This window comes from Bradyrhizobium sp. WYCCWR15520 (assembly GCF_056174665.1).
This window is the reverse complement of the sequence record NZ_JBWBWM010000024.1, coordinates 124,184-136,901: the sequence shown is the minus strand read 5'-3', so window position 1 is coordinate 136,901 and position 12,718 is coordinate 124,184. Positions and strand designations below refer to the sequence as shown.

At 61.0% G+C, this 12,718-nt stretch carries 8 protein-coding genes; 5 read left to right on the top strand and 3 right to left on the bottom strand.

The window, feature by feature from the left end; all coding sequences use genetic code 11:
• Window positions 1-1,218 precede the first annotated feature (1,218 nt).
• Window positions 1,219-2,370 (bottom strand): AAA family ATPase, encoded by a 1,152-nt coding sequence (locus AC0QUY_RS26595; RefSeq protein WP_475389168.1) that lies wholly within the window; start codon window positions 2,368-2,370, stop codon window positions 1,219-1,221.
• 30 nt (window positions 2,371-2,400) lie between these two features.
• Here AC0QUY_RS26595 and AC0QUY_RS26590 point away from each other — a divergent pair, with 30 nt between their 5' ends.
• The 4 genes from AC0QUY_RS26590 (at window position 2,401) to AC0QUY_RS26575 (ending at window position 7,334) form a co-directional block, all read left to right on the top strand.
• Window positions 2,401-2,904 carry a S26 family signal peptidase gene (locus AC0QUY_RS26590; RefSeq protein WP_475389167.1) on the top strand — a complete coding sequence of 168 codons (504 nt, stop codon included), beginning with the start codon at window positions 2,401-2,403 and terminating at the stop codon, window positions 2,902-2,904.
• A gap of 414 nt (window positions 2,905-3,318) precedes the next feature.
• Complete coding sequence (locus AC0QUY_RS26585; RefSeq protein WP_475389166.1) at window positions 3,319-5,070, top strand: relaxase/mobilization nuclease domain-containing protein; 1,752 nt, start codon at window positions 3,319-3,321, stop codon at window positions 5,068-5,070.
• A 262-nt stretch (window positions 5,071-5,332) separates the two neighbouring features.
• Window positions 5,333-5,914 (top strand): ribbon-helix-helix protein, CopG family, encoded by a 582-nt coding sequence (locus AC0QUY_RS26580; protein WP_475389165.1) that lies wholly within the window; start codon window positions 5,333-5,335, stop codon window positions 5,912-5,914.
• A gap of 109 nt (window positions 5,915-6,023) precedes the next feature.
• The gene (locus tag AC0QUY_RS26575) at window positions 6,024-7,334 is read left to right on the top strand and encodes an MFS transporter (RefSeq protein WP_475389164.1); all 1,311 of its coding nucleotides are present in this window, start codon (window positions 6,024-6,026) and stop codon (window positions 7,332-7,334) included.
• A 285-nt stretch (window positions 7,335-7,619) separates the two neighbouring features.
• On the opposite strand, the gene AC0QUY_RS26570 is transcribed toward AC0QUY_RS26575, so the two are convergent.
• Window positions 7,620-8,330 (bottom strand): gamma-glutamylcyclotransferase, encoded by a 711-nt coding sequence (locus AC0QUY_RS26570; protein WP_475389163.1) that lies wholly within the window; start codon window positions 8,328-8,330, stop codon window positions 7,620-7,622.
• A gap of 296 nt (window positions 8,331-8,626) precedes the next feature.
• Between AC0QUY_RS26570 and AC0QUY_RS26565 the strand changes: the two genes are divergently transcribed.
• The gene (locus AC0QUY_RS26565) at window positions 8,627-9,076 is read left to right on the top strand and encodes a c-type cytochrome (protein ID WP_475389162.1); all 450 of its coding nucleotides are present in this window, start codon (window positions 8,627-8,629) and stop codon (window positions 9,074-9,076) included.
• A 430-nt stretch (window positions 9,077-9,506) separates the two neighbouring features.
• Here the strand turns inward: AC0QUY_RS26565 and AC0QUY_RS26560 are convergent, their stop codons facing one another.
• On the bottom strand, window positions 9,507-12,689 hold the full coding sequence (locus AC0QUY_RS26560; protein ID WP_475389182.1) for an AAA family ATPase: 3,183 nt from the start codon (window positions 12,687-12,689) through the stop codon (window positions 9,507-9,509).
• Window positions 12,690-12,718 lie beyond the last annotated feature (29 nt).

The window sequence follows — 12,718 nt, the reverse complement described above, 5'->3', positions numbered from 1 at the left end:
ATCGAAAATGAAGCAAAATCGCCTCCGAGACACCGCCTACGGCGTCGTTCAGACCTCGGAAGTCGCCGCATCCTCGCGCCGATCAAGAAAATCGCTCCTGCAATCAGCTTTTTCAGCAGCCTGCTAGGGAAAGGGGGCGGCTGAGGCTGTCTCGGAGTATCATACTTTGCCGATGTCCGGTCGGCACGGAATCGCAACGCAAAGCTAAATGGGATCGTTCCTAAGCGGCCCTGACCGGGACCGGTCAGGACCGCACCTGCGGCCCTGGGGGCGGCGGAGGAATGGAGCCACAGGCTCACATTCGATTCCCTTTGATAAGAAAGGTTCCAATCGTCAGCCGCCTGCATCGAACTGTTCAAAAGTGCACCGGTGCTGCGCGATGACGGCAAAGCTGCGGGCGAGAAGTTCAGGATAATTCATTTCCAGCGCGCTGCTAGGACCGATCCTAATCAATAGGGATCGGCTTGAATGCTCAACGACGCGGACAGCTATCAGGGGGCGGCGGCAAGGCCGGCGAAGCGGCGAGAGACGATCAGCCGGCCCGGCCGATCGACAAATTCAATTTCAGAAAATCGCGATGCAATCGAAGAACTCGCTTCCGCACTGTTCGATGCCCGCGTCAGCGCGCGGCCTGTGTTGTTAGAGATTTTCGCCAAGCATATTCGCGGTAGGCAAGGTAGATCGGGACGTCTTAGGGGAACGTCTTAAGCAACCTTTGGGAGCGGTACGCCCGTCCGCTCAAAGTATCGCTTAACCAGCGAGCTTGAGCGATCCCCAGTTAGATACGCCGACAACGCTTTCCGGTCGCCATCGAGAAACATCGATAGTGCGACCTTGCTGACTACCCAGATGCCGCCCCCGACGCGCCTACCCAACCTGTGCTGCACGCACCAGCTGCGAACCGTGCTTTCGGACTTGCCGGCCCGAAGAGCTGCCTGGCTGAGGCTAATGCCTTCGCGGGCATCGAAGGGCACGAGAACCATCCAACGATTTTCCTCTGGCTCCCTCATTTGACCTCCGAAGCTAGAATGGCGCCGGATTGGTCTCCTCGCCGATAGGTTAGGGCCGACTGCCGACGGACCGCCGCGGTGCTGTCGGTCAGGGCAACCACACCGCCGCATTGGCCGGACAGGGCTAGTCTCCCGCTGCCATCCCGTGAGGCCGGCGCCAATGAGAGCCAATCGGCCCGATGGTCCTTCAGGCGAGTTCGGCGGCCCGTCATCGCGGACCTCCGACCTCTCCATAGGCGCCCTGATCCTCCATAGGCGCCCTTGTTTCAGAAGGGGCGCCTATGGCGCCAATAGGCGCCAATGGGGAGTTGCCCGTACCACCGCTGGCGTGTGAAAAGTCGGTCAGGCTGAGTACAAACTTCGAACCAGGCCCAAAACCCTCCCTCGACGTTCTCACCCCAAGCGCGTCTCGGGCGTCTCGGAAGGCCTTGCTCTTGCTCAGCCGCTTGTCGTCCTCAAGCAATGCCGCCGCCCGGGCATGACGCTCGACCTCCAGAACGTCCACCGGACCGGCCGAGAGGATGTCCCTCAGGAACTGCATGACGTCCTCCTTGCCGCCGCCCGACTGTCCCTTCTTGGCTCCGCGGTTCTCCGAGGCAGACAGCGCTTCGTCGATCGACTCGCTGACGTGGTTGCCCTCGAACATGACATTCGATGACATGCCGTCGTCGCCGACCAGGCGCTGCTCGAGCCGGAAGGCCAACCCCTTGCACTTCTTGCCGAGGTTATTCTTGGCCTGGAGCAAGAACCGCCGCTCGTCGTCCTCCGGATCCTCGATCACGGCGAACGCCGCTCGGGCCGCAGCCACGAACGCGATCGACCCGGCGAACCGGTTCAAGGCGCTCTGGTTGCCGCCACCTCCACCCTTGTTGAGGTGCGTCACGGCGACCACGGCGATGCGCAGACGGTTAGCCATGTCGGCCAACGGCTCCAGGACTTCCCGGGTCTCCACGTTCCCGTTGCCGTCGCTGCCACCCATGTATGCCGAGATCGGGTCGACGATGATCAGTCTGACCGTGCCGATTGTCCTAGCCATCTCTTCCAAGAGATCGACGTCGGTTTTCAAGCTGAACGTCTTCCGACCCGTTCCGTCTGGCTTGGTCGCGGCTGATACGATGTGAACGCGGTTGCGGTCCGCTCCCGCCGCCATGAGGCGCGGGATGATGGTGTCTTGCACGCCATCCTCCGCGGACATGAAGATGACGTCTCCCGAAAGTGTCGAGCCTTCGCCACAAGGCCAGTAACCACCGTTCGAGACGGTGGCCGACAAGAATGCGGTCAGCTGGCTCTTGCCGAGCCCAGGCGGACCACCCAGCAGCACAAGCTTTCCTTCCGGGATCCGGCCCGGCCAGACCCACACAAGCTTTTCCGGCTCCAGATCACTTGCGCGATGACGACGCTCCTGACAATGTTCGGTTCGGTCGCCCTGCTGGTGTCTGTGATCGCCGCGAAGCCTGCTCCCCTGTACGTGTGGAACGCCTCAGAGAGTGCCCCGCTTGGGCTCTATCGCCTGCAGCCCGCCGGCACGTTGTTTGTCTCCGAACTTGTCGCAGTCCTGCCGCCGGAGCCGCTTGCTGCGTTCCTAGCTGAGGGCGGCTATCTGCCGCGCGGCATGCTAATGCTGAAGCGCGTCCTCGCAGTCCCCGGGCAAACGGTTTGCAGGAATGGCCTCACCATTACCGTCGATGGAATTGGACTTGGCGAGGCGCGCGATCGCGACAGACGTGGCCGTCCGCTCCCAACCTGGCAGGGCTGCCGCGTCGTCGCGCGAGATGACGTCTTCCTCATGAATTGGCAGTCGTCCGATTCGCTGGACGGCCGCTACGTCGGACCCATCGCGGCGTCTGCAATCATCGCCCGCGCGCTGCCGATGTGGACGGATGGAGAGAACTAACCGTGTGTTGCTCACGCTCTCAAATAGCAGCGCCTCTAACCCATCGGATGCAGCCGCATTCCTCCATCCCGGCCAGAGCTAGCAGGGCCGCGGCATCGGGTGACCGTCGAAGTCGACCACTTGACCGCCTCGCGAGTACGTCGCCAACGGCCTGCCGTCAGCACGTCGGTGGAATCGTAGTCAATCGCGTGCTGTCGGGACTTTTCGCACGTGGGATTGTGAAGAGGAGGGAGCACGATCAAACGAGCCACGGACGGCAAGGGAAAAACGCCGCCTTCGGTCGGGCGCATGTGGTTGATGGCGTTGAGGTTCTACGAGGCGACGAGAGTGGTCATGCCGTCGCTGCACGCCGAAACCTCAGACAAATCAAGGCATCGAGGGCCGTCGGTCTTTGAAAATTGGCGATGAGGTATCATGAGTCAGCGCGACAATGAAATTCGCGTCCGTCCCGGACGCATTCGCGACAGTGGGCGTGGCCTGTCGCGTCCGAAGAGCTTTGTCGGCCAGGTCATGCGCGCCGCAAAGAAGGCAGGACATGTCGGCCACAGTTTTGGTCGCGGCAAGGGCGGTGCGAGCCGGTCCCGCTTCGGTCGGGGCCGGGGTGCTGCGCTTTCCCTGTCGTTGCGATCGACCTCACGACGTGTGGTGATGAAGGCGCGCGTGGTCCGTCATCACGGCGCGCGCTTTCGCTCGGCGCCGCTATCCAAGCACATCACCTATTTGAAGCGCGAGGGCGTGACGCGGGACGGAGCGGAAGCCCGGATGTTCGACGCGACGTCGGATAAGGTAGACGAACGCGCTTTCGCCGAGCGCTGCAGGGACGACCGGCATCATTTCCGCTTCATCGTTTCTCCGGAGGATGCCGCCGAACTCGGCGATCTCCGCACCTTCACGCGCGAGCTGATGACCGATGTCGCTCGGGATCTCGGAACCAAACTGGATTGGATCGCGGTCGATCACTGGAACACCGACAACCCGCATATTCATGTCCTGATCCGCGGGCGTGCCGAGGACGGTCAGGATCTGGTCATCAGCCGGGATTACATCAGCCGCGGGTTTCGGGATCGTGCCGCCGAGCGCGTTACCCTCGAGCTTGGACCGCGCAGCGAGCAGGAAATCCGGTCTGCCCTGGAAAGGGAGGTTGAGGCCGAACGTTGGACGAGCCTCGATCGGGCGTTGCGTGTTGCCACAGACGAGGGGGCGGGCGTGGCAGACCTTCGCCCCAGTGCATCAGGCGAAGACCCCGAACTCCGCCGCCTGATGGTCGGACGGGCGGCCAGGCTGGAACGTCTCGGTCTTGCCGAGCAGATCGCACCCGGCTGCTGGACCCTCAAACCCGGTATTAAGGACAAGCTGCGTAATCTCTCGCTTCGCAGCGACATCATCAAGACGATGCATCGGGCGATGAGCGGCGTCCACCGCGAGCCGGATGTCGCAGGCTTTGCGCTGCACGGCGACGAACCGGTAGATGCGGTACTCGGCCGCCTTGTCGAGCGGGGACTACATGACGAGCTGAGAGGCTCGGCCTATGCGATCGTCGAGGGCGTTGATGGACGGACGCATCACATCAGATTCGCTGATATCGAAATGACCGGCGATGCCACGCCCGGCGCGATCGTGGAGGCGCGGACATATGACGATGCGCAGGGGCGCAAGCATCTCTCGCTCGCCACGCGATCGGATCTCAGTATTGAGGCCCAGGTCACGGCGCAGGGAGCGACCTGGATTGACCGACAGTTGATTACCCGAGATTCTGAAGTGAGCAGCACCGGATTTGGTATCGCAGCACGGGATGCGATGGAACGCCGGATAGATCATCTCGTCGGCGAAGGCCTTGCGCGGCGACAGGGGCAGCGGGTTATCTTCGCTCGCGATCTGCTCAAGACCTTGAGACAACGGGACCTTGATGCAGCTGTCGCAAGGCTCTCCGTCGAGACCGGGCTGCTCCATCGTCCTTCATCTGAGGGTGAGCATGTGGCTGGCATCTATCGTCAACGCCTGATCCTGGCGTCGGGCCGGTTTGCCATGATCGACGATGGAGTTGGCTTCCAACTCGTCCCCTGGCGACCGGCATTGGAGCAGCATCTTGGTCGAGACGTATCAGGCGTCGCAATCGGAGGACGAGTGACCTGGAGCCTTGAAAGGAAAATCGGTCTCGGTATTTGACGGCAGCCCGGCCGTTTCGCACCAGCCCCGCGAGATGCTTCGATCCATCGTCGCTCCAAAATCGCGCACAGGCTTGATCAGTTTTTGTACGCGGATCTGTCCAAACATACGACAACCGCGGTTGGGCGATTGCTCAGAGACGCGAGTGCCTTCTTTTGTAGGCCACGTTCTTGGCGGGCAGGGCACCCTCGGCAGCTAACGTCGATCAGATGCGTAATGCAGGCGCGATTGCGGGTTCAATCGCATTGAGACAAGGTTCACCATGAAACCCAGAATAGGCGTTTACCTATCGGAAGAAATGGCCGCGCGGTTGGCAGCAGCAGCCAAGCGTCCCGGCACAAGCAAGTCGGCACTCGTTGAGGCCGCTCTCGCTCAGTTCTTCGGCGCCGACGATGACACCAACGATCTCCCGATAGATCGTCGCCTTTCACTTATGAGCCGTCAACTCGAAGAGCTCGATCGCAGTCTTAGAATCGCAAATGAGACCGTCGCCCTTCAGGCGCGCTTTCATCTCGCCGTGACGCCCGTTCTTCCTGCAGCGGACCAACGCGCGGCCTGCGTACTTGGGTCCGAGCGCTTCGACGAACTTGCCGCGCAGGTCAAACGCCGTGTTCAGCTGGGAACGTCGCTCATGCAGGAGACGATGGATCGGCTCGATACGACGAAACGCGACACTGCGATGATTGCTCTCCGCGGAGCGGCGCCGCAGACATGCTCCCCAGTTCAAAAGCCAGCTCTCGCCGCGTCAAGTCTGTTTGGTGACAAAACAGAGCCATTCGCTGCCGTCCGGGAGGGCGGTAGCCTGTTCAACTTTCCAGGGAAGGCAGGAATACCCTTGCAATGAACCGCATACGAGGCGGCAAACTGTCAGCGCACCGAGACCACCTCGACAGCATGGCCGTGAGACTGCGCGCCGACGTATGGGAGGCCTGGCGCAAAATTGGCGTCTGATTATGTGCGTGTTCTGCCCGTTCGTTGCTGCTTACTACCTCTCGTTTCTGTTCCGGACCATCAATGCGACGGTCGCTGGCTCTTTGACGTCGGAATTTGGCCTTGGCGCTGGCGATCTTGGCCTACTGACCTCTGTTTATTACCTGACGTTCGCGGCAGCCCAGATTCCGATCGGCATCTTGTTGGACCGATATGGTCCGGGGCGAATCCAAAGTGCCGTGATGGTCGCGGCAGCTCTGGGCGCGGCATTATTTGCCGTCTCCGACAATTTTTGGCTGCTCCTCGGCGGTCGAGCGCTGATCGGTCTTGGTGTCGCCGCATCATTGACGGCCGGCTTGAAGGCCCTCGTGCTCTGGTTTCCCAGGGAACGTGTAGCCCTCCTCAACGGTCTGATGATTATGTTGGGGGCCTTGGGTGCTCTGACGGCAACTTTGCCTGCGGAATTCCTGCTGGTCTCGGTAGGCTGGCGAGGATTGTTCGAGCTACTCGCGCTTGTCTCGGCCGGATGCGCTCTTGTCATCTACCTTGTCGTGCCAGAGATGCCGGCAGCTATATCGGCGACGGGCGGACCTACTCATGTTAGTCTGAAGACCGTTTACGCCGATCCACGCTTCTGGCGCCTGGCCCCACTTTCGGCGACCTGTATCGGGACGGCTTGGGCGCTCCAGGGACTGTGGGCGGCACCGTGGCTCAGCGATGTCGAGGACCTCGACCGGTCGGAATTGCTCTGGCATTTGCTTGTCATGGCAATCGCATTGAGTTTGGGCGCGCTTGTGTGGGGCGTCGCGGTCGATCGATTGCGCCGACGTGGTGTCGGACCGCGGGCGCTGTTGGGCCTTGTCGCCATGATTTTTATCGCGGCTCAGTTGGCATTGATCCTGCGATTGCCGCTCCCATCCTATGTCCCGTGGATCGTCGTGGCGGCGGTCGGTGCTGGAACTGTCCTCAGTTACGCGATCCTGGCCGAGTATTTCCCCACCGAACTGGCGGGTAGGGCCAACGCGGCGCTGAACCTCTTCCACATCGGTGGCGCGTTTGTCGTGCAATATGTGACGGGCTTAGTGGTTCAGCTTTGGGCTCCCACAGATGGGCACTATCCTGAGATCGCTTACCAGACCGCGTTTGCTTTCAACGTCGGCCTTCAGGTCGCGGCTGCGGTCTGGTTTGCTCGAACTTGGGTGCTGGCGCGATTGCCGGGAGCCGTATGCGGCGTGCAGTATTCTGCAGCAAAGCCCGAGTTTCCTCGGACTCGCTTTCGTCCCGCAGGATGCCAACCGACGGCTGCGCCGGCACGTCGAGCGAACGGGACCTAATCTGATTTAGTTTTAGGATTAGTCTCGGGGTCCTATTTACGCGCAGGAAGTCGATGTGTACGCGCGGGGAGTCAAAGCCAAAAAATCCCACGCTTATCGCGGTGGCCCGAAGACTGCCGTTCCGTATGGTAAGTGAGAGGACGTGCGCTTCGGATATTTGCGTCGATTTGATCGCCCGCCAATTCCTTTAAGCGGACGTCTGGTGCGTCTCTGCATGTCTTAAACATGCCCAGTAGTAGATATCTTGAAAAAGCGGTGCAGTGGCAACCGGCACGGCAACCCGGCCTAGTTCGAATATTCGGAGCTTAAAGTGAATTGCAACCTTTCCGCTACTAGCGCCTGGAGTTGCCAAAGCGATTCGTCGTGAATGTCCAGTTCCTCTAATCGGGATACAGTTTCCCTGAGGTACTCCGCGCAGGAGCCCCAATGTCCCGCAGCTGATGCCAGAATGTCGGCGGCCTCTTCTAACGGCAACTTCCCAGAGTAATGTGGGCTTTGGCGGTCTACCACCATTCCGAGAGCCCGGATCGGACCTTCATCCGTTTCAGCTGTCATCCACCGCGGTACGTTCACAGCCGGTTTGACCACCATTTCGCGCCGAAATAGGGCATTCAGGCTCGCCGAGACCTGATCGGGCGGAAGCCTAAAGATCATGCCTTTGCATCTGCCGCCGCGATCAAGCGCGAGCATCAGTCCCGGCTTATCGCGGGTGCCCCGAAAGCGGGCCACCCGAAAGCAAAACGCCCGATGCCATCCCCGGACTGTAGCTATTCGGCTTTCGGTAAATTCACATACCGGCTTCCAAAGAAGCGAACCATACCCAAAGAGCCAGACATCACCGGCTGGAGCGTGGCCCAGAACGTTGCCTATAGCCACGTCGTAATCTTCATCGGTCATGTAGACTGCGCCGGGACTAGGGCCTGCATCCTCGACCACGCGCGTGGTGCGTGCCACAAGATCGAGTGTGAGCGCCATCTCTCGAAGCGTTGTCGGCATAAAGCTGTCCCTATGGAGAGGCGATGAAAACTACTGCATTTTGCTCTAGCTTAGCGGATATGGATAAGACGCATACTAGACCTCCTTGGAGCTAATCGGAATCTACAGAAGGCAGTGAATTCCGGCAGTGTTCCTGTCATAGGCAGGGCCTTCCGTGACAGGACGGAGCGAACCTCACGCGACAAAGCTCGCGAATTGCAAGACGCCGCGTTCGAAGCCAGTCTTGATGTACATCAAACTGTCGGGGGGCAAAGCGGCTAGTAGTAAGATCTTTCTAGCCAGCGTCGGAGCGCGACATGATAAAATGTGGTGCAAAATGCCTGATCATTACCAGTCTTGCCGCTGGTTTCGCTGCTGCGGCTCAGGCTGAAGACTCCGACATCGGTAAGTCAGAATTTCAGTCTTCGTGCGCGAGTTGTCATGGTACGGATGCAAAGGGCAAAGGACCGGTCAGCGACCAGCTTAAGATACCGCCTCCCGATTTGACGATGTTGGCCAAGAACAACAACGGAGTCTTTCCCACGGACGCTGTTTACGAAACCATAGATGGATTGAAAAAAATTCCCGCTCACGGCACTCGTGAAATGCCAATTTGGGGGGAACGATTCAACCCCGTTATCAACTTGCCTCACTATGTTGATCCGACTTATTGGAAGATGGCCGGGCCGGAGCAAGACCCGGAAGTCGTCGTGCGAAAACGCATCCTCGCTGTTATCGATTATCTGAGTCGTGTTCAGCAAAAGTAGCAACCGACGAGCATCAGATTACTTGCCCGTCCTGCTGAGCGCCTTCTAAAGCGGAGGGCAAAAAAGTTCGGAACATCGCTGACCGCTACCTTGAGGCCGGGGCGCCCGGGACTTTTGCTGCCCTGCTTGCCAAACCTCGATGTCCGAAGTGGGTCTTGGCTGTGTGGAAACGCGAAGGTGCTCAATCGCGATAGAACAAAATGTTCGCCAAGGCCCTCCCTTATATGCAGATAGAGGCGCGACGTCTTGGATTTGAATCGATCTGAGAAAATCATTCTCGTCATGTCTCGATTTTTTGCGTCTTTACACAGCCAGGGTCAGAAGTCGTCTTCCGCATCAAGAAGGTCCGCTCCTCCGCAAAAAGCGGACATCACCTAATTTGCTTCAAGGCAGTAAGAATTCGGGCTGGCAATGAGGATTACACGAACTTCTACGCGCTCAGTTCGTGAAGTAAGGCCTCTGCATTCTTCAAGTCGGGTGTGTCGAAGCCCTCGGTGAACCAACCGTAGATCTGCGCGAGGAGACCGTGTGCTTCGTCGCGCTTGTCTTGGTCGCGCCAGAGCCGGGCCAGGCTGATGGCGGAGCGGAGTTCCCAGAGCTTCGCCTCCTGCTGGTGCGCGATCGCGATGGCCTGACGAAAGTCGGCCTCCGCCTCGGCCTCAGCGTCTTGGCGAGTGGTCCGCAACAGCTGGCCTCGGCGACATCGCAGTTCGGCCTCGAACCACCGCACGCCCGATTTCTCGGTTAGAGACAAAGCCTCAAATAGTCGGCCGAGCCCGTCTTCGGGCGTTCCCGTCTTCATGTGCGCCGTCGCAAGCTGCGCGAGGTAGAACGGAAGCGTCCACGCCGCGCCGGACGCTTGGAATCCTTCGATCCCGAGCCGGAGCAGACTCATCCCGGTGTCTGATTCGCCGGCCTCGACCAAGGTCCAGCCGCGATACGCCGTTCCCATCGCGAGAAAGAAGGCAAAGCCCTGCTCGGTAGTAAGCGCAATCAGCTCATCCGCCAGCAGGCGCACGGTCCGCGGATCGTCGAGCACGAAATACAGCCGGCAGGCGACGCTTAAGGCGAATGCGAGGCTGATGGGGTGCGACAGCTCGCGCGCCTCTGCCAGGGCTTCCCTGCTACGCGCCCGGGCCTGGTCGACGAAGCCTAGAAGCCCGAGCGTCAGCGAGAGGAAGGAGAGCATCGCCACGCGGGCGTTCTCGGCGAACAGAAGCGTCAGAGATCGATGCTGCGTGGGATCGTAAAGTGCGAGCCCCTGCTCGAGATGCGCGCGCGCCAAGCGCAACTCTCCGCGATGGAGCCAACTATCGCCGACCGCCCGATGACCGGCCACCATGGCTGCCCTGTCATTTTGTCGTCCGGCCAACTCGAGCAGTTCTTCGGCGGCGCGATGCGATAGTTTCGTCTCGGCGCGCACGTGGTGATGAACGAACTCGCCCCACAACGCCTTAAGCAGATTCGGCGTGTCGTTCAGCTGCTCGCACAGACGACGCGCCCGCGCGTAGGACTTTCCGGTCTCTTCGGCCGCATGGCCCTTCGCGGCGATCAGCGCCCCGCCGATTGCGAGTTGAAGTTGGAGTTCGGTACGCTGGCTCTCGGCAGCGTTCGGTAGATGGGACAACAAGTCGAGCGCCTTCCGCATCTGTCTGATCGCTTCGGCCGTGGCCGAGCGCGCCTTGGAGCGTTCGCCGGCTTCCTGCCAATAGGAAACCGCCTTCTCGATCAGACCGGCATTTTCAAAATGGTGCGCGAGGATCTCGGGTTGCGCTTCGGCCGTTGTCGCGAGCTTCTCCTCCAGTACGCCAGCGATACGGGCGTGCAACTGGCGACGCTGGCCGCGCAGCAGCGTGCCGTATGCCGCGTCCTGCACCAATGCGTGCTTAAAGAGGAAATTGGCCTCGGGTGGTTCGCCGCGCCGAAACACCAACCCGGCACCTGTCAGCCGCTCGAGCGCCGATCGCAGCTCGCTCTCGCTTCGGCGCGCGGCGGCGAAGAGCAGATCGTAGGAGAACTCTCGGCCGATGGCCGCGCCGAGTTGCGCGACCTCCTTGGCGACCGGGCCAATACGGTCGAGCCTCGCCATCAGCGAGGCGTGCAAGGTGGGCGGCACTGCGAGCCCCGGAACCGGCGCAGTGGAGACGGCGCGCTCGACCCCGGTAGCACCCGCTTCGAGCACAGCCTTGGTCAGTTCCTCGACGAATAGCGGTACACCGTCCGTTCGCTCGGCGATCTCAGTGACGAGCTCGGGCGGCAGTCCCCGGTCGCCAGTCATGCTCCGGATCAGAGCGGCGCCCGCCTCATGATCAAGGCGGTTCAGAACCATCGTGCTGACATGTGACTTTCCGGTCCAAATGGACTGAAACTCGGGACGGAAGGTGATCAGCGACAGCACCGGCAGGGTCGCCACCCGATCGATGGTCCGGTCCAGCAACTCGCGCGAGCTCGGATCGATCCATTGCGCGTCTTCGAAGACCATCATGACTGGGTGTCGCCGGGCCAGACCTTCGAGCTGCCGAAACAAGGCGTCGAAGGTCTTCTCTTTCTTTCGCTGTGGCGTAAGGGCAATCGGCAGATATCGCCCGCCGGTCGGGATCGATAGCAGGTCGGCTAGGATTGCTACGTCCTCGTCGGGCGGCAACGCCGGGGCTAGCACCGCCTGCAGCTTGTTGAGCCTGTGCTCCGGCGTGTCCTCGCGCTCGAACTCGAGGGTGCGCTGGAGCTGAGCAATGAAGGGATACAGCGGGCTGTCCTGATGATGCGGCGAGCAGAAATACCGCAAGCGAGTGTGCGGCTCGGCCTCGATGCGCTCCTGGAGGGCCGCGACGAGGCGCGATTTGCCGATCCCCGGCTCGCCCGCCAGCAACACTACCTGGCTAGTGCCCGTCCTGGCACGCTGCCAATGCTGCACCAGGAGCTCGAGCTCCTCCTCGCGCCCAACCAATGGCGTGAGCGCTGCCGCGTGGAATGCCTCGAAGCGGCTTTCCGCCGTTCCCTCACGCAGCACCCGCCAGGCGCGCACCGGGGCGGCGAAGCCCTTCAGCATCACCGCGCCGAGATCCTCGTAATCAAAGAGCCCGCCGATGAGCCGCCTCGTATCATCGGCGATTACCACCCCGTCGGGCTCGGCGAGCGCTTGCAGTCGGGCCGCCAGGTTCGGCGTTTCGCCGAGTACCGCCTGCGGCTCGGCAGCCTCGCTGCCGATCAGGTCGCCCACGATGACGAGACCAGTCGCAAGTCCGAGGCGAACCCGCAGCTCGATATCTGTTGGGGCGCTCGGTGCATGCCGGGCCAAGGCAATCTCTAGCGCGGCGTGCACGGCGTTCTCGGGATCGTCCTCGTGCGCCGAAGGATGACCGAACAGGATCAGCATGCCATCGCCGATGTAGCGGCTGATGGTACCTCCGTACTTGCGAACGATGGCAGCCACGCCATCGCGGTACTCGGCGATAATCTCCCGCAGATCTTCCGGGTCGAGCTTGGTCGCAAGCGCCGTCGAGCCGACGAGGTCGCAGAACATCACTGTGAGTTGACGGCGCTCGGCGGAAGAACTTGGCGCGGGTGACAAGGTAGAGGGCTCCGTGACCCGCACCATGGTGGACGTCGACACTCGAGCCGCTGCCGATACTCGCGCGGCTT